13 protein-coding genes and 4 pseudogenes are annotated in these 18214 nt (G+C 38.4%); 6 read left to right on the top strand and 11 right to left on the bottom strand.

Features of this window, described 5'->3' with window-relative positions:
- Positions 1–48: 48 nt before the first annotated feature.
- On the bottom strand, positions 49–546 hold the full coding sequence (locus V757_RS28880; RefSeq protein ID WP_023950166.1) for a DUF192 domain-containing protein: 498 nt from the start codon (positions 544–546) through the stop codon (positions 49–51).
- Between the two features lie 127 nt (positions 547–673).
- The gene (locus V757_RS19285) at positions 674–913 is read right to left on the bottom strand and encodes a cold-shock protein (RefSeq protein ID WP_023950165.1); all 240 of its coding nucleotides are present in this window, start codon (positions 911–913) and stop codon (positions 674–676) included.
- A 170-nt stretch (positions 914–1083) separates the two neighbouring features.
- On the opposite strand from V757_RS19285, the gene clpS reads away from it, so the two are divergent.
- The 3 genes and pseudogenes from clpS to V757_RS19270 all read left to right on the top strand — a co-directional run bounded on the left by clpS (position 1084) and on the right by V757_RS19270 (position 5124).
- Complete coding sequence (gene clpS / locus V757_RS19280) at positions 1084–1377, top strand: ATP-dependent Clp protease adapter ClpS (protein ID WP_023950164.1); 294 nt, start codon at positions 1084–1086, stop codon at positions 1375–1377.
- 28 nt (positions 1378–1405) lie between these two features.
- A pseudogene (gene clpA, locus V757_RS19275) lies at positions 1406–3710 on the top strand (ATP-dependent Clp protease ATP-binding subunit ClpA).
- 259 nt (positions 3711–3969) lie between these two features.
- Positions 3970–5124: an ABC transporter substrate-binding protein gene (locus tag V757_RS19270; RefSeq protein ID WP_023950163.1), complete on the top strand. Its 1155-nt coding sequence runs from the start codon at positions 3970–3972 to the stop codon at positions 5122–5124.
- Between the two features lie 225 nt (positions 5125–5349).
- Here V757_RS19270 and V757_RS29910 read toward each other — a convergent pair.
- The 9 genes and pseudogenes from V757_RS29910 to V757_RS19230 form a co-directional block, all read right to left on the bottom strand.
- A pseudogene (locus tag V757_RS29910) lies at positions 5350–5811 on the bottom strand (KUP/HAK/KT family potassium transporter); the annotation flags it as partial.
- Between the two features lie 195 nt (positions 5812–6006).
- Positions 6007–7398 (bottom strand): annotated as a pseudogene (locus V757_RS19265) (potassium transporter Kup); the annotation flags it as partial.
- Between the two features lie 183 nt (positions 7399–7581).
- Positions 7582–8565, bottom strand: coding sequence for a Bug family tripartite tricarboxylate transporter substrate binding protein (locus V757_RS19260; protein ID WP_023950161.1), 984 nt, complete (start codon positions 8563–8565; stop codon positions 7582–7584).
- A 24-nt stretch (positions 8566–8589) separates the two neighbouring features.
- Positions 8590–9036 carry a dUTP diphosphatase gene (gene dut / locus V757_RS19255; RefSeq protein ID WP_023950160.1) on the bottom strand — a complete coding sequence of 149 codons (447 nt, stop codon included), beginning with the start codon at positions 9034–9036 and terminating at the stop codon, positions 8590–8592.
- Complete coding sequence (locus V757_RS19250; protein WP_023950159.1) at positions 9026–9709, bottom strand: DedA family protein; 684 nt, start codon at positions 9707–9709, stop codon at positions 9026–9028. The genes dut and V757_RS19250 overlap by 11 nt, the downstream gene beginning before the upstream one ends.
- Positions 9710–9723: 14 nt before the next feature.
- Positions 9724–10920: a bifunctional phosphopantothenoylcysteine decarboxylase/phosphopantothenate--cysteine ligase CoaBC gene (gene coaBC / locus V757_RS19245; protein WP_023950158.1), complete on the bottom strand. Its 1197-nt coding sequence runs from the start codon at positions 10918–10920 to the stop codon at positions 9724–9726.
- Positions 10917–11420 (bottom strand): signal peptidase II, encoded by a 504-nt coding sequence (gene lspA, locus V757_RS19240; protein WP_023950157.1) that lies wholly within the window; start codon positions 11418–11420, stop codon positions 10917–10919. The genes coaBC and lspA overlap by 4 nt, the downstream gene beginning before the upstream one ends.
- On the bottom strand, positions 11413–14280 hold the full coding sequence (ileS, locus tag V757_RS19235) for an isoleucine--tRNA ligase (protein WP_023950156.1): 2868 nt from the start codon (positions 14278–14280) through the stop codon (positions 11413–11415). Before ileS ends, lspA begins: the two co-directional genes overlap by 8 nt.
- Positions 14270–15226: a bifunctional riboflavin kinase/FAD synthetase gene (locus V757_RS19230; protein WP_023950155.1), complete on the bottom strand. Its 957-nt coding sequence runs from the start codon at positions 15224–15226 to the stop codon at positions 14270–14272. The genes ileS and V757_RS19230 overlap by 11 nt, the downstream gene beginning before the upstream one ends.
- A 45-nt stretch (positions 15227–15271) precedes the next feature.
- Here V757_RS19230 and purN point away from each other — a divergent pair, with 45 nt between their 5' ends.
- The 3 genes and pseudogenes from purN (at position 15272) to V757_RS19215 (ending at position 18209) form a co-directional block, all read left to right on the top strand.
- Complete coding sequence (gene purN / locus V757_RS19225; RefSeq protein WP_023950153.1) at positions 15272–15940, top strand: phosphoribosylglycinamide formyltransferase; 669 nt, start codon at positions 15272–15274, stop codon at positions 15938–15940.
- A gap of 234 nt (positions 15941–16174) precedes the next feature.
- Positions 16175–17411: pseudogene (locus V757_RS29905) on the top strand (RsmB/NOP family class I SAM-dependent RNA methyltransferase).
- Between the two features lie 42 nt (positions 17412–17453).
- Positions 17454–18209 carry an SDR family oxidoreductase gene (locus tag V757_RS19215; protein WP_023950152.1) on the top strand — a complete coding sequence of 252 codons (756 nt, stop codon included), beginning with the start codon at positions 17454–17456 and terminating at the stop codon, positions 18207–18209.
- Positions 18210–18214: the final 5 nt, after the last annotated feature.

Below are 18214 nucleotides of genomic sequence, written 5' to 3'. Positions count from 1 at the left end.
CTTTAAAAAAAAGAGTTAGTGGCTTATGTTATCTTTAATTGTACTCAATTAGTTAGTATTGACTACCCAAATAGTATCACCAATAGAGACTTTGTGTTTTTCAAACCAACCTTGATTGACTTCTAAGGCAAACTTAGCAGGCTCAGCAGAACAGATAGATGTTTGATCCTGTGGCTCCATGTTTCTAATGTCAATAATTTTGCCTTCGGCATTTATATAAGCAATGGATAGAGGAATAAATGTATTTTTCATCCAAAAACAGCGTGTTTTCTCATCATCAAATACAAAAAGCATACCAGCATCGGCGGGAAGAGAAGCTCTAAACATGAGACCACGTGCTCTGGTTTGATTATTATCTACAACTTCAGTGCTGATTCTATGAGAATTAATTTCTAGCGTGCTTTGGTAAGTTAGCTTATGTTGTTTAATAACGTCATCTAGGGAATGTAGTGTAAGATTTGCTGCAAAAGCGACAGGAGTTAAACTAATAAGGGCAAGTTTGCTAAGAGAAACATAACGTAGCAAGTTAAGAAAGGATTTGAACACAATACCCACCAGAAATAAGTTAAGATATTGTCATTGTAGCGGTTAAAAAGAGCGTTAGGAAGTTGTTATGTCAAAACTTAACGCTCTTTTAAATTCCTATAAATAGCTTATAGGAGTCAACATTACATTACTTAGCTTCGGTAATATTAAGAGCTAGTTTACCCTTAGGGCCATCTGCTAGTTCAAAACTGACGCGTTGCCCTTCTTTTAGGGTTTTGAAACCAGACATTTGAATGGCAGAAAAGTGTGCAAAAAGGTCTTCTGAGCTACCATCCGGAGTAATGAAACCAAACCCTTTGGCATCATTAAACCATTTAACAGTGCCTAATTGTTTGTTTGTTGTTTCTGTTGTTACATTTTCAGACATAACGTCTCCTCACTTCAATTTTAGTTACAGTGTTGTTATGTCACAGAATATAAAGCTGATTTTGCATGGCGTCAATCCATGAAACTACTAATACTCTGTAAGTAAACGATAGAAATCGTTAAAATGGTAACCTTGATGATGATTGTATTTTAATTTTTTAACCTTATATTATGAGTACTGGTGTTGCAACTGAGCAGTCTATACAAGTCAAACCACCTACACCGTATGTGGTGGTTTTGCTAAATGATGACTTTACGCCCATGGATTTTGTAGTAAATATACTAAAAATTTTCTTTCATAAGTCTGAAGATGAGGCGACCCAGATTATGCTGGAAGTGCATTTTAAAGGTAAAGGTATTTGTGGTACTTATACCAAAGATATTGCTGCCACTAAGGTGGCACAGGTTAATTCTTATTCACGAGAGCATCAATATCCATTGTTATGTGTGATGGAACAAGCTTAGTGAGTGAGTTCTTCGTTTTGGAGATAGTATGATTTCTCAGGATTTAGAGGTTTCTTTGCAAAAAGCCTCTGTGATGGCTAGATTGGCGCATCATGAATTTTTGACAGTAGAGCATTTATTGTTAGCATTATTAGATAATCCTTCAGCTAAAGCTGTGCTAGAGGGGTGTGGAGCTGATTTGCCTACGCTATATCGAAAATTAGATGCCTTTATTGATGAGAATACGCCTAAATTATCTGAGGAAGCTATCGCCAAGGATTTTGATGTGCAGCCTACGTTAGGTTTTCAACGCATTATTCAACGTGCGGTATTAAGTCTAGGAGATAAGGTACAACGAGGAGAGGGGGTGACCGGGGCACATATTATTGCGTCTATGTTTTCAGAAAAAGATACTCATGCTGTCTTCTTTTTAGAAGAGCAAGGGATTACGCGCTTAAAAGTGACCCAATTTATTGCCCATGGACCAAGTGAATCTGAGCCAGTGAGTGCACAAGGCGATAACAAGCAACAAGCTGATGATAAGGACAAAAAATCAGCACTTGAACTTTATACGATTAATTACAATGAATTAGCTGCAAACGGCAAGATTGATCCCTTGATAGGTCGTGATGCAGAGCTTGAACGTGTTATTCAAGTGTTATGTCGTCGTCGCAAAAATAATCCCCTATTAGTGGGTGAGGCTGGCGTCGGTAAGACAGCGATTGCCGAAGGACTTGCATTAAGAATTATAGATAATGCTGTACCAGAGATTCTTAAGGATGCTGTTGTATATGGATTAGATATTGGTGTGTTATTAGCAGGTACTAAATATCGAGGTGATTTTGAGCAACGGTTAAAAAATTTACTCAAAGAAATTGAACAAAAGCCTAATGCCATTTTATTTGTTGATGAAATTCATACCATTATTGGGGCTGGTTCAACTTCGGGCAGTTCCATGGATGCCTCAAACTTATTGAAGCCTGCATTATCGTCTGGTCGTTTACGTTGTATGGGGGCAACTACCTTTAAAGAATACCGTGGTATTTTTGAGAAAGATCATGCCTTATCAAGACGTTTCCAAAAGATTGATATTGAAGAACCCTCTATCAATGACACAATTGCTATTTTAAAAGGTCTAAAGTCTCGTTTTGAAGAACATCATCAAGTGAAATATGCGAATGCGGCACTTGAAGCGGCGGCTGAGTTATCTGCTCGTTATTTGAATGACAGACATTTGCCTGACAAGGCTATTGATGTTATTGATGAGGCAGGTGCAGCACAACGCTTATTACCTAAATCGAAACAAAAGAAAATTATTGGTAAGGCTGAGATTGATGCCATTATTAGTAAGATGGCTAAAATTCCTGCACAAACGGTATCCTCAGATGATATTAATAAATTATCAAACGCTAGAACGCGATCTCAAAACCTTGGTTTTTGGTCAAAATCAAGCTATTGAAGCACTGACAGCAGTGATTAAAATGTCACGTTCTGGTTTAGGTAAATTGGATAAACCAATTGGTTCATTCTTATTTTCCGGTCCTACTGGTGTGGGTAAAACAGAAGTAGCAAAACAGTTAGCGCAGATTTTGGGTGTAGAGCTTATCCGTTTTGATATGTCAGAATATATGGAGCGTCATGCTGTATCTCGTTTAATTGGCGCGCCTCCCGGTTATGTAGGCTTTGACCAAGGTGGCTTATTAACAGAGCAAATTACCAAAAACCCACATGCTGTTTTATTGTTGGATGAAATTGAAAAAGCTCATCCTGATATTTTCAATATTTTATTGCAGGTAATGGATAATGGCTCTTTAACTGATAATAATGGTCGTAAAGCGGATTTCCGAAATGTCGTGATTATTATGACTACCAATGCTGGTGCACAATTACTTAATAGTAAATCCATTGGATTTAATAATAGTCGCCAAGCAGGGGACGAAATGGTGGAAATTAAACGTCTATTTACCCCTGAATTCCGCAATCGTTTAGATGCGATTATTCCATTTGCACCATTAACCCAAGACATTATTCTGCGTGTTGTGGATAAATTCTTATTAGAGCTAGAAAATCAATTAGCTGTTAAGAAAGTTGAAGCGACTTTCTCGGATAAATTAAGAGAATATCTAGCAGAGAAAGGCTTTGATCCAGTGATGGGGGCAAGACCTATGCAACGTTTAATCCAAGACATGATTCGTAAAGCCTTAGCGGAAGAATTATTATTTGGTAAATTGGTTGATGGTGGCTCAGTGCAAGTAGATATTAATGATGACCACTCTTTAAAACTAGATTTTCAGCCTCATGCACCTGCCGTAAATTCAACAGGTAATGAAGCCTTATTATCTGAGAAAGAATAATAAAGCGTTATTTATGTTAATCAGTTCTTAGAAGAAATACCCTATCAAAAAGAATAGGGTATTTTTATGGTATTTTTGTGTTGATAGTATGTAATTAGTGTGTTTATTATATGGTATTTAATGGAATGAGATTATCGTTATCCGTAGCTATGTACTCACACTGACGGGTGTTATGAATTGAGAAAATTGTAGTAAACATATACAATGACTAAAGTATTTAATCATTTAATTTTAATCCCTAAGTTCCTAAGGAATAGTTATGAAAAAGCATTTATTAAGTTCTTGTGTTATTGGTGCATTTGTTTGCCCAACACTAGCACTGGCAGATATTAATGTCGGTATTGATTTATCGACGACTGGCCCAGCTGCCGCGATTGGTATTCAATCTCAAAATGCAATTTCGTTATGGCCTAAGACTTTAGGTGGCGAAAAATTAAATTATATTGTGCTTGATGATGCTTCTGATGTTAGTCGTGCAGTAAAAAATGTACGTAAATTGACGCTAGAGGATAAAGTTGATTTGGTCGTGGGTCCAAATTTGACAGCAGCAGCATTAGCATTTTTAGATGTGTTAAAAGAAACCGAAACACCAATGATTGCACTAGCAGCCTCTGCTGCGATTGTAGTTCCTGTTGATGACCCTGGTCGTAAATGGGCGTTCAAAATGCCACAAAACGATACCTTAATGGCAAAAGTACTTGTTGAGGATATGCTTAAGAAAGGCTATAAAAATATAGCTTTTATTGGTTATGCAGACTCATATGGTGAAAATTGGTGGAATGAATTTAATAAAGTCGCTGATAGTAAAATCAATGTGATTGCACGTGAATCTTATCAAAGAACAGACACGACAGTAGTTGGTCAGGTAATGAAATTAATCGCTGCCAAACCAGATGCTATTCTAATCGCTGGTGCAGGAACTCCAGCTGTATTACCTGCACGTACACTAAAAGAGCGTGGTTACAAAGGTCCAATCTATCAAACTCATGGAATTGGTACATTAGAGTTTTTACAAGTAGGGGGTAAGTCAGTTGAAGGGACATTATTCCCAACAGGTCCGGGCGTAGTAGCTCATACATTGCCAGATGATAATCCTGTTAAAAAAGTGGCCTTAGACTTTACTCAAAAATATGAAGCTAAGTTTGGTGCAAATACAGCGACTCAATTTGCTGGTGATGCCTATGGTGCTTGGATGATTGCTGACCAAGCAGCATCACGAGTTATACAAAAAGGTATCAAACCAGGAACAGTTGAGTTCCGTCGTGCTTTACGTGATGAAATTGAACAAACCAAAGAGCTTACCGCACCGAATGGCGTATTCAATATTACAGCGAAAGACCATCAAGGATTTGATGATAGAGCAACGGTGTTAGGTGAAATTAAAGACGGCAAGTTCCAATACGCGAAGAAATAGTAGTTTGAAAATATAAAATGAGGGAGTTACCACGGAAGTGATAACTCCCTTTTTTATGTGTGAATAATGAACGTTTTCGGCGTGCAGGCTTTCATACTTGATTATTAGTGATGAACAGAATGAATAGTAAATTGAAAGCCTGCACGTCAAAATCAAAAAAAGAGAGTTGATTATTTTAAAGGGGGTTACCACGAAGTGATAACTCCCTTTTTTTATAATGGGGCATTAGATCTCTACTTTAGCACGCATTTCAACGACGTTATTGCTAGGCAATTTTAAGAACTCTGCAGCTGCACCAGCGTTTCTATGCATATGAGCAAATAATTTTTCACGCCATAATGCTATACCTTCCACATGCTCAGAAGCAATCACTGTTTCATTTGATAAGTAATAACTAAGTTCAGACGGCTTTAACTCAAAATTAAAGGATTGAATATTTTGTAGTGCTTCTGGAATATCAATATCATTTTTAAATCCAAAATTTAGTACTACTTTCCAGCAATTATGTCCTAAATAGGTGACATTAGCCCGTTTATGTTGACCAATCCAAGGAATTTCATGCATTTGAACAGTAACAAAAAGATTAGTTCTATGTAGGCATTTATTATGTTTTAGATTTTGTTTTAAGGCAATGGGGACGATATCTTCTTCAGCCACCAGAAAGACCGCTACTCCATCGATTAGTTGAATATTGTTAAAAAGTGTATGATAGTCGGTATGACAATCCAGTTTTTCTTGTAAGGCAAGATGCTGAGATTGTAATTCTAAAAAGTTTTCGTGCATAGCACTTTCAGGAGGCGTCCCTAACAGTTGAATTTTAGTTTCTGTATCGTTTAGTACTTTTTGTAAGCGTTTAGCGGTAAAACTATTAAAAAGTTGATCAAGGAATTGTTTTAAATCAACCTTGGTCGTTACATGAGCACGATGAACTAATTGTTGTCCATCACGCCATGTTACCATCATAATAAACATACTTGTCCCCAATAGGATAGGGAACCACCCGCCATGGAATAGTTTGAGTAAATTTGATGACCAGAACAATAAATCCACTATAAAAAACAGTCCTGTCACACCAAAGCAAATATAAATAGAATAATTCCATACATATCTAACGACAAAATAGGTTAGTGTGGTAGTAATTAGCATATCGGTACATACGGCAATACCATAAGCTGCTGCCAAGGCATTCGAAGTCTTAAACATAATGACAGCAAAACAAATGGTCAAAAATAATCCCCAGTTAATCATAGGAATATAAATTTGTCCTGTTTCTTTTATATTGGTATAAAAGACGCGCATTCTAGGAAGTAGCCCCAGCTGTATCACTTGCTTGGTAATACTGAATGAGCCAGAGATTAAAGCTTGTGATGCAATGACTGTAGCGAGTGTTGCCATTACAATCATAGGGATACGTAAGCTATGCGGAATCATTAAGAAAAATGGATTGATACTTGCTTCGGGATGATTGAGTAAGAAGGCTCCCTGTCCAAAATAATTAAGAATCAAAGCAGGCATTACAATGGTAAACCATGCTAAACGAATGGGTTGTTTACCAAAATGCCCCATATCCGCATATAGAGCTTCAGCACCAGTTACACAAAGGACAATAGCACCAAGTAAAATAAAGGACAATGAAGGATTATGGTGAATAAAAGAAATCGCATAAATAGGATTTAGGGCATACAGAATTTCAACGTGCGACAGTATGTGATAAATACCAAGTGCGGCAATTAAAATAAACCAAACCAACATAATAGGACCAAAAAACTTCCCAATACCTTTGGTGCCGAATTTTTGTACAAAGAATAAGCTAAATAAAATTGTTAAGGTCAGAGGAATAACTACTTCGTGTAGTTCGGGAGAGAAAACGGTTAATCCTTCAACGGCAGAAAGAACTGAAATGGCAGGAGTAATAACGCCATCCCCATAAAATAAACAAGTACCAAAAATACCAACAAGCAGAATGATGGAATGTAAGTTGGGGCGATTTTTAACACCATTTAGTGCTAAGGCCAACATGGCAATCAAGCCACCTTCGCCATTGTTATCTGCCCTTAAAACTAGGACAATATATTTTAAGCTGACAATAAAGGTGATTGTCCATGTAAATAAAGAAAGAATACCGTAAATATTTTGAGTATTAAAAGCGACGTGACCCGTAATAAAGACTTCTTTTACCGCATATAAAACACTGGTACCGATGTCACCATATACAACACCAATGGCGCCTAATGTTAAGCCAAATGATGAGCTAATTGTTGCTGATTTCTTCATAAAAAGAATGCAGAGTGGAAAACGGTGCTTATTATAAAGAAACTTGTTTTAAATGAATACGAATTTTTTGTTGAAAGAAAATCAACAACGGAATTTTTTGTTGAGGTTAAAAGAAATTTGGGGGATTTAACGTCGTTTAATCCCCCAAAGCTGTTAATTAACAGAAGATTTTTTTTTTGTAACTTATTGAATTTTAATATTAGAAACTTCAATAATTGTTTTATATTTTGCATATTCTTTCTCTGCAAAGGCCTTAAAGTCTGCTGCAGAACTTGGAGTTAGATCAGAGCCCATAGTGTTTAATTGTTTTTTCACAGATTCATCGATCATCGCTTTAGCATATGCTTTATTTAGGGTTTCAATAACATCTTTAGGTGTACCAGCAGGGGCTACTACACCAAACCAAGTACCTATATCAAAACCATCCACACCTAACTCTTGCATTGTTGCTACTTCGGGTAAAAAATTAGAACGTTTAGCTGTGGTGACGGCAAGTGCTTTCACTTTTCCGTCAGCAATTAGGCTTTGAGCCGATGCTAGATTGTCAAACATTATCTGTGTTTGATTGGCTAATAGTGATAGTTTAGCGGGGTTTGCGCCTTGAAATGGGGCGTGTACAATCTCCAGATGCAATTTGTTTTTTAATAATTCACCAGCAATATGACCAGCACTACCAGCCCCACCAGAAGCATAGGTTAGCTTGCCAGGATTTGCTTTAATATAGTCAAATAGGTCTTTAGCTGAATTGATTTTTTCTTTATCTGCAAATTCTTTATTAATAATCAATACATTAGGAACATCAGATAGAAGAATAACAGGTGCAAAATCTTTGCTTGCATCAAATGGAATGTTGCTATATAACCAAGGATTAATAGCCATAGTAGCAACAGCGCCCATGGCAAGGGTATAGCCATCCGCTTTTTGTTTTAACATATAAGACATACCCACATTACCACCTGCACCGGCTTTATTTTCAACAATAACCGGTTGGCCTAAATCAGCTTGTACTTTTTCTCCTAGTAAACGAGCAACGGTATCCAAAGGACCACCTGCTGCATAAGGAACAACAAAATGAATGTTATCATGAGGATAATTGTTTTGTGCCAAACTATTTGTTGTTGTGACACAGCTTAGGCATAACGCTAGTAGGCTGACTATTTTTTTCATTGCTTTCATCCTTATTTAGTTAAACTAACCACGACCAGTACTACCGAAACCACCTTCACCACGAGTACTTGCATCAAAGTCTTCAACAAGATTGAATTCAACTTGTTGCACTGGAACAATCACTAATTGTGCCATACGCTCTAAAGGCTCTAATGTAAATGGTGTTTGACCACGATTCCAAATAGAAACCATTAATTGACCTTGATAATCTGAGTCAATCAGACCGACTAAATTACCTAGCACAATACCATGCTTGTGACCAAGACCAGAACGAGGCAAAATGATAGCGGCATAACCAGGGTCAGCAAGATGAATCGCCAAACCGGTTGGTACTAAGACAGTTTGACCTGGCTCAATCACAATGGCATCTTCTAAGCAAGCACGTAAATCTAGACCAGCGGAGCCAGTAGTAGCATAAGCAGGTAATTGCTCTTTGATACGTTCATCAAGAATTTTTAAATCAACTTTCATGCGAATCCTTTTGCTTAATAGCCGTGTTATGACGGTGTCGTTTGTTTTTCTTTTCAGGTGTCTTGTGTGGCCAAAATAAATAAATCACTAAACCAATACCTGAAATGACTGAGAAAATAGTAAATATTTCACTAAAACTAGAGTGTGATTTTTCAGCAATAGCCTGTGTACCTTTAGCTGAAAAAAATCCAGGAGCTAGCATCACAGGTAACCAGACAAGTGCTGATAAAAAATTAGCCAACTGAAATCTAAAAGGTTCTAGATTCATAATCCCTGCGACAGTGGGCATCGTTGATCGTACTGGCCCCATGAAACGTCCGAAGAAAACTGATAAAGTTCCATATTTTTTAAAGAATAAGCGAGAGTGAATAAAAAAACCTCTATGCTTTAAGAACACAGGTTTTCGGGTAATTTCCCATCCTAAGGAGCGACCTATATAATAGGAAACGGTATCGCCAATAATGGAACCAATAAATCCCCAAATTAGTATTGGCCAGGAATCTAAAGTACCTACCCCAATTAAGGCACCAGTAAAAATCAAGATGGCTGTTGCTGGAATCATTAAGCCGATAATAATTAAAGACTCACCAAAGCATAATAAACCAGTAATTGGACCCGCCCATTCTTGATTATTGGCAATGAATTGATTTAGTAAATCGATGTATTCTTGCATTGTCTTGAGCCAATTTATTTAATGGAAGGCAAGCGTTTTGCAATGGCTTGAATAAGATATTGTGCAGCAAGTGTTTTACTGGTGGTTGGCAAAGGTTCTTCACCATGCTCATCAAATAAAATCATGGTAGTTTCATCAGCATTCATGACATTTTGTGCAAGATTACCAACTAATAAAGGGACATTTTTGCGTTTGCGTTTTGCCTGAGCATAGTCGGATAGATTTTCTGTCTCTGCGGCAAATCCCACGCACCAAGGACCATTATCAAGTGCAGCAACTTCAGCGAGTATGTCTGGATTAGGAGCAAACTCTAGTTTAAGCCCATCTTGATGTTGTTTCTTTTGTTTTTGATCTGAATAATTACTGACATACCAATCAGCCACGGCAGCAACACTAATGAAAATGTCTGAATCATAGACTTGTTTCATGACAGCTTGGTACATCTCTCTTGCTGTATTCACAAATTCTGTTGTGACACCATAAGGTGTTGCTAATTGAGTGGGGCCAGAGACCATATATACGCTTGCACCGGCATTAAAGGCGGCTTCGGCAATTGCATAGCCCATTTTGCCAGATGATTTGTTTGTAATGACACGAACGGGGTCTATAGGCTCTTCAGTGGGTCCTGCCGTTATTAAGATCTTTTTATTGAGTAAATATTTGGTACTAAAAAAAGCAAGTGTTTCAGCAATTAATTGCGGTACCTCAAGCATACGACCATCACCAAACTCTCCGCAAGCTTGACTACCATGACCAGGTCCCCAAACAGCAATACCATCTTGTGTTATACGGTCAAGATTGCGTTGTGTAGCCGGGTTTGACCACATTTCTTTATTCATAGCGGGGGCAATAGCTAAAGGGCAATTGCCACGAGCAAGGCATAAGGTTGATAGTAAGTCATCGGCAAAACCATTTCCAAGTTTTGCCATAAAGTCTGCGCTACAGGGGGCAATGATAATTAAATCAGCTTGGCGGCTAAGGTTGATATGGGCCATGCTATTTGCCATACGGGCATCTTGTGTTTGGGTAAACACAGCTTGTCCACTGAGGGCTTGCATTGTGGTGGGTGTAATAAAGTGAGTGGCGGCTTCAGTCATCACTACTGTTACAGTAGCGCCTTGATCCATCAATCGTCGGCAAAGCTCTGCGCTTTTATAGCAAGCGATACCTCCTGTTAACCCTAAGACAATGCGTTTCCCTTGAAGTCTCATGCTAATTCCTTACTTTTCTTTTTAGAAAAAAATAATTCCTCAATAATAATTAGGGTTGCACCTACTGTAATAAAGCAATCTGCAAGATTAAAAGCAGGGAAGTAATATTGCCAGTTTTCCCAATAAAAGAGCAGAAAATCAATAACATGACCATAAGCAATACGGTCAATAACATTGCCTAGTGCTCCCGCTAAAATAAGGCTTAGTGCAAAGCAAAAAAAGGTATCCGTTTTGTGTTTTTTTAATAAATACAAAATAAAGCCACTTGCCCCAATAGCTAACACAATAAAGAACCAACGTTGCCAACCACCAGCATCTGCCGCCATACTGAAGGCAGCTCCCTTATTATAGACAAGAATAAAGTCAAAAAAGGGTAAAATATTTTTGCGTTCTAGAAACTCAAAATTATGTTCAAAATATAATTTCGATAGTTGATCTAGAACGATAAAAAGACTGGCAAGAATAATCCAAAAACGGTATGGTTTTGCTGGATTAGGCATATTGTCTTGACTCTCCATCACCAAATAAATTACTACTACAGCGACCGCAAATACTTGGATGATCTTTGTCTGATCCTACGTCATCGGTGTAATGCCAGCAACGCTCACACTTAGTATGGCTAGATGCATGAATACTAAAAGTTGGCTCATCGCCACTACCTTGAGAGACACGAATGCTAGAAACCATAAAGACAAAACGCAAATCTTGACCTAAGCTATTTAGTAGAGCAACATCGTTGGCATTGGCTTGAAGAGCAACTTCAGCTTGTAAAGAAGCACCAATAATACCTTCGCTACGCTTATTCTCCAATTCTTTATTTAATAAGGTACGAATTTCTAATAAACGTTGCCATTTTTGCATTAGCTCATTTTGTTGAGTAAATGTAGGCACTTCTTCATATAGCTCAGTAAATACAGTAATTTTATTAGCTAAAGATGTGTTTTTAAGGAAAGTTTGACGCATTTCACCCCATGCCTCTTCAGCCGTAAAGGATAGAATAGGCGCCATAAGTTTGACCATAGTCATCGTGATATAGTACAGCGCTGTTTGAGCTGAACGACGAGCTAAACTATTTTTGCCAGTTGTGTACAAACGATCTTTGAGCATATCAAGATAGAATGCGCCTAAATCTTCTGAGCAGAAAATTTGTAGTCTAGCAACAGCAGGATGAAACTCATATTTTTCATAATTGGCTAGAATTTGTGCTTGCATATTCTTAGTAATGACTAAGGCATATTGATCTACTTCAAGAAGCTTATCTTGAGGTACCAAATCTTTAGAGGCATCAAAATCGTTTAAATTACCTAATAAGAAGTACAGAGTATTACGGATACGGCGATAACTTTCGACGACACGTTTTAAAATTTGGTCGGAGATAGATAGTTCACCCGAATAGTCAGTAGAGGCAGCCCATAGACGGATAATTTCAGCACCTAATGTGTCGGAAATTTTTTGTGGTGCGATGACATTACCTAATGACTTACTCATCTTACGGCCATCACCATCTACAACAAAGCCATGGGTTAATAAGGCATTGTAGGGTGCACGACCGTATAACATGGATGATGTTAATAATGAAGAATGAAACCAACCACGATGTTGGTCAGAACCTTCTAGATATAAATCAGCAGGCCAAGCAAGCGTATCAGCATGAGAGCCTTGGCAGTCATGTTGTTGTCCACCTAATACGGTAAAGTGTGTTGTGCCAGAATCAAACCAGACATCTAAGGTATCACGATTTTTTTCATATTGACTTGCTTCATCGGCGGGTAATAAGTCTTGAGGCTCAATTTTTTGCCATGCTTCAATCCCTTCTTTTTCGACACGTTGAGCAATTTGTTCTAATAGCTCTACTGTACGAGGATGTAATTCACCTGTTTCTTTGTGGACAAAAAACGCCATAGGTACACCCCATTGACGTTGACGCGATAACGTCCAGTCAGGGCGATTGGCAATCATGGCGTGTAAACGGGCACGACCCCAAGCAGGGAAGAAGTTAGTATCTTCTACGGCTTTTAATGCTTTTTCACGTAATGTACCTGAGCCATCATTTGGTGTAACATCCATACCTGCAAACCATTGGCTTGTAGCACGGTAAATAACAGGTGTTTTATGACGCCAGCAATGCATATAACTATGGTTTAGTATTTTTGTTTGGATCAGAGTGCCAATATGGCGCAATGTTTCCACGATTTTGGGATTAGCATCCCAAATATTTAAACCACCAAATAGCGGTAAAGAACTGATATATTGACCATTACCCATCACAGGGTTAAGAATTTGTTCATCTGTAATACCATGAGCTTTACAAGAGATAAAGTCTTCTACACCATAAGCAGGAGCCGAGTGAACAATACCAGTACCTGTATCAATGGTGACATAGTCAGCTAGATAAATAGGTGATAAGCGATTGAAGCCTTCATCAGCACGACTTAAAGGATGTTCAAAAGCGATATTATTTAAAGTAGAGCCTTTAGTTGTGGCAATCACAGAGCCTTCTAATTTCCACTGAGCTAAGCAAGCTTCATAGCGATCTTTGGCAAGGAGTAATAATTTACCGGTAGGTAATGCTTCGTTTAATTCCACTAACACATAGTCTAATTCAGGGTGAACATTTAATGCTTGGTTGGCGGGAATTGTCCATGGTGTTGTTGTCCAAATCACCACGGCTCCGTCGGCAATGCTGTCTATACGAAAAGCCTTCGCTAGTTTTTCTTTTTCTGCAAAACGGAAAGCGACATCAATGGTAGGGTCTTTACGGTCTTGATATTCAACTTCCGCTTCAGCAAGAGCAGATTGACAGTCAAAGCACCAGTTAACAGGCTTTAACCCTCTAAATACATAACCTTTTTCTAAAATGCCAGCAAGTGCACGAATTTCGTTTGCTTCATTGGCATAATTCATCGTTAAATAAGGGTTAGCCCACTCACCAAGAACACCTAAACGTTTAAAGTCCTTACGTTGGCGTTCAATTTGTTCATGTGCATACGCACGGGCTTTGGCTTGTACTTCCGCAACAGGTAAATGCTTACCAAATTGTTTTTCAATTTGGATTTCGATAGGCATACCATGACAGTCCCAGCCAGGAACATAAGGTGCGTCAAAACCTGCCATGCTTTTACTTTTAATAATAATGTCTTTTAATACTTTATTGACCGCATGACCAATATGGATATCACCATTCGCGTAAGGAGGGCCGTCATGTAGAATAAATTTAGGACGCCCTTTACTCGCTTCGCGAATGGCTTCATAAACTTTATTTTCTTCCCATTCTGCAACCCATTTTGGTTCGCGTTGTGATAAGTTACCACGCATCGGGAAGTTCGTTTCAGGTAAATTTAAGGTATTTTTATAATCCATGATGGTCAAAATAATGTTGTGTGATATCGATATCTTTTTGAATAGTCGCCTTCATTGTCAATAAATCAGGGAATTTTTCTTCGTCTCTAATATATTGAAGAAAGGCAATAGTTACGATTTTACCGTAAGCTGAGCAAGAATGATGCAGAATATGTACTTCAAGTAACACTTCGCCATTGGTTTCTAACGTAGGACGAACACCTAAGCTAGCAATTGCAGGTAAGGGTTGTTCAGATAATCCTTCAACTTGCACAATATACACGCCTGAACGCAAGGCACAGCGTGGCATAACAGGAATATTTAAGGTAGGAACTCCAATAGTTCGTCCAATTTTTTTGCCATGAATTACATGACCACTAATAGTGTATGGACGTCCAAGAATGGCATTGGCTTTTTCAATTTTGCCAAATACCAATGCTTGACGTAACTCTGTACTAGAGTAGCGAATATGGTTATTATCTAGAATATCCTTCATGGTTTCTACTTCAAAACCATAATGCAGGCCAGCCTCTGTGAGTAGTTGAATATTGCCTGAGCGACGATGCCCAAATTTAAAGTCTTCGCCCACAAAAAGGTATTTAACTTGTAATTGTTTAATCAGAATCTCCTCTATAAATTGCTGAGGAGACATTTGTGCCATTTCTGCATCAAAATTTTTTAAATAAATAGCCTCAATACCTTGGCAGAATAGTGCATAGCTTTTGTCACGTAATGTCGAAATGCGAGTAGGGATTAGCTCAGGGCGTTGTTCTTTTAGGCCAAAATATTCTCTGGGATGTGGTGTAAAAGTAAGTACGCTAGGCACGAGCTGACGTTTACTCGCCTCTGTAACAACATGAGACAGTAAATGCTGATGACCAATATGCACACCGTCAAAGTTACCTATGGTTAAGGCTGTCGGTGAGATGGCTTTTTGATTACGATAAAGTTTAATAGAATTTTTCACGCTTAACAGTTTACAATTTCTATAATTAATTTGTAGGAGATTATCATGTCAGCACAAAAACAAGCCCCTAAACGATTCGTTATTTTAATCTCAGGAAGGGGATCTAATATGCAAGCTATTGTCCAGATGGCAAAAAAACGTGCCGATATTGAGATTGCTGCCGTGATTTCGCATAAAGCTAATAGTGCAGGAACGGTTTGGGCTGCTGAACAAGGTGTTCCAACAGCCGAATTATTACATAAAGATTATCCAGTAAGAGAAGAATATGATAAGCACTTAAAAGAGTTAGTACAAAGTTATCAACCTGACTATGTATTGCTCGCTGGGTTTATGCGTATTTTGACACCTATTTTTGTGGATGCTTTTCCTGGTAAATTAGTCAATATTCATCCTTCTTTACTACCAAGTTTTACAGGACTTGATACGCATGATAGAGCGATTGCTGACGGTGTCAAAATTCATGGTTGCACGGTGCATTTTGTAACACCTGTATTGGATGAGGGACCAATTATTGCACAGGCTATTGTGCCAGTACTTGCTAACGATGATGCTGATGCTTTAGCTGCACGTGTATTGGGTATGGAGCATCAAGTATTTCCTGCTGTGGTGGATTATTTAGCGAGAGATTTACTTCAAGTGAATGATGAGAAGAAAGTGGTGTACCAAGAGCCAGTTAAAACACTTTTTGTCCATGAGGATATTAGTGCTTCATAGATCCAAGTTTAACGAATTTGTTTGCTGTACTTGTCTCAACAGGTATTTGATCTAGAGCAAGCGATAAATACTATATTCCACTATAATAAACAATCTTAAATTTTCTTTGATTAATTGATAATGACTAGGCGTACTTATTCTAATAATTCCCGCTCAACCAATACTTCCAAACGTCACCAAAAAACGAGTGTTCCAGTGGCAAAATTACCTATACTGCAACAACGTATTATTCAGATAGCAGATGTTTTGGATAAAGTGCTTAAATTTCGTTTTCCTGCTGATTCTGTATTGTCTGCTTGGTTTAAAGAAAATCGTCAATTGGGCGGGCGTGATCGTGGGGAAGTTGCCGAAGCTGTGTTTGATGTGATGCGCCACCTACGTCGCTATCGTCATTATGCAGAAAGTGGGGTAGGACCTGCGAATCAGCGTTTAGCTATTTTAGGCCTAGTCAATACAGTAGGTAAGGAACCCGTTATCGCTGTGTTAGAGGCTGCTCAGCAAGATTGGCTAAATCGTGTTTTACAAATTAATGTATCTAGTATTCCTCCAATGGTGCGTTTTAGTCAGCCTGATTGGCTATACGCAGAATTAAATAAGCAAGATCAAGCGGAAAGCTTATTAACAGCATTGAATACTAAAGCTCCTTTGGATTTACGAGTTAATCCTTTAAAAGTAGGGCGCGATGATGTATTGACTAAGCTTAAAGCGGATGAAACGTTAAGTAAATTCACTATTAGCCCTACGCCTTTTTCTCCTTATGGTATTCGCTTTGATGGAAAACCAGCGATTAATCGTTGGGAAGCATTTGAAAAAGGTGAGCTAGAAGTACAGGATGAGGGAAGCCAATTGCTGTGTATGTTAGTCAGTCCAAGACGCAGTGACATGGTGATTGATTTTTGTGCAGGTGGCGGGGGGTAAAACATTATTGATAGGTGCTATGATGCGTTCACAAGGGCGTTTATATGCCTTTGATGTATCGGGTGCTAGATTGGCAAAAGCTAAGCCTCGTATCGCACGCTCTGGCCTATCAAATGTGACGTGTATTCAAATTGACAATGAAAATGATGTGCGTGTTAAGCGATTAATGGGAAAAGCAAATCGAGTGTTAGTGGATGCTCCATGTTCAGGGACAGGTACATTACGTCGAAATCCTGATTTGAAATGGCGTCAAACACCAGAAGATTTGGTAGAGCTTACACAATTGCAGGCGAAGATTTTAACGAGTGCTGCTCGTTGTATTACGTCTGGAGGACGTTTAATTTACTCAACATGTAGTTTATTGCCACAAGAGAATGAACAACAAGTGCAGGCATTTTTAGCCACACATCCAGACTTTTCGTTGGTATCAATTGAGCAAGTATTAGGAGATAGAATGCCATCAGGCTTAACATCTGTAGATGGAATGCTTAAATTACGTCCTGATGTACATGGTACAGATGGTTTTTTTGCGGCCGTATTAGAGAAAAAGTAATACATTTTTTACTGAGTAATAGTGAATAATTAAGGAGATACAATGAGCCAAATAGCATTTGTGACAGGAGCGACAGCAGGCTTTGGGGCGGCTATTTGCCGTGCTTTTGTTAACGCAGGTTATCGAGTGATTGGTGCAGCACGTCGTGCTGAAAAATTAGCTGCTTTACATCAAGAGTTAGGGGATAATTTTTTACCATTAGTCTTTGATGTGACTGATCGTGCTGGATGTGAAAAAGCCATTGCTAGTTTGCCAGTTGAGTGGAAATCGGTTGATGTGTTGGTAAATAATGCTGGTTTAGCCTTAGGGTTAGACCCGGCAGAGAAAGCCAGCTTAGATGATTGGGAAACGATGATTGATACAAATGCCAAAGGTTTAGCCTTAGTTACTAAATTATTATTGCCTCAAATGGTTGAGCGTAACCATGGTCATATTATTAACCTTGGCTCTACAGCAGGTACTTACCCTTATCCAGGCGGAAATATTTATGGGGCCACCAAAGCATTTGTGAGACAATTTAGTTTAAATTTACGTGCAGACTTGGCTGGTACGGCTATACGCGTAAGTAATGTAGAGCCAGGTCTATGTGGCGGTACAGAGTTCTCTAATGTGCGTTTCAAAGGTGATACGGAGCGAGTTCAAAAAACTTATGCTAATGTGGATTATGTTACCCCTGAGAATATTGCAGATATCGTGCTATGGTTAAATCAGCAACCGCCACATGTCAATATTAATGCCATTGAGATTATGCCAGTTGCGCAAAGTTTTAGTGCTTTATCTGTTAGTAGAAAAAGTTAATAGTT

The organism is Pelistega indica, assembly GCF_000506865.1.
Lineage (GTDB): Bacteria > Pseudomonadota > Gammaproteobacteria > Burkholderiales > Burkholderiaceae_B > Taylorella > Taylorella indica.
This window is presented reverse-complemented; position numbering and strand designations above follow the sequence as displayed.

Coding starts and splice junctions, on each gene's coding strand:
- clpS (WP_023950164.1), top strand. CDS start 1,084: ATGAGTACTGGTGTTGCAACTGAGCAGTCTATACAAGTCAAACCACCT.
- coaBC (WP_023950158.1), bottom strand. CDS start 10,920: ATGAGACTTCAAGGGAAACGCATTGTCTTAGGGTTAACAGGAGGTATC.
- purN (WP_023950153.1), top strand. CDS start 15,272: ATGTCAGCACAAAAACAAGCCCCTAAACGATTCGTTATTTTAATCTCA.
- V757_RS19215 (WP_023950152.1), top strand. CDS start 17,454: ATGAGCCAAATAGCATTTGTGACAGGAGCGACAGCAGGCTTTGGGGCG.
- lspA (WP_023950157.1), bottom strand. CDS start 11,420: ATGCCTAATCCAGCAAAACCATACCGTTTTTGGATTATTCTTGCCAGT.
- V757_RS19285 (WP_023950165.1), bottom strand. CDS start 913: ATGTCTGAAAATGTAACAACAGAAACAACAAACAAACAATTAGGCACT.
- V757_RS19260 (WP_023950161.1), bottom strand. CDS start 8,565: ATGAAAAAAATAGTCAGCCTACTAGCGTTATGCCTAAGCTGTGTCACA.
- ileS (WP_023950156.1), bottom strand. CDS start 14,280: ATGGATTATAAAAATACCTTAAATTTACCTGAAACGAACTTCCCGATG.
- V757_RS19250 (WP_023950159.1), bottom strand. CDS start 9,709: ATGCAAGAATACATCGATTTACTAAATCAATTCATTGCCAATAATCAA.
- dut (WP_023950160.1), bottom strand. CDS start 9,036: ATGAAAGTTGATTTAAAAATTCTTGATGAACGTATCAAAGAGCAATTA.
- V757_RS19270 (WP_023950163.1), top strand. CDS start 3,970: ATGAAAAAGCATTTATTAAGTTCTTGTGTTATTGGTGCATTTGTTTGC.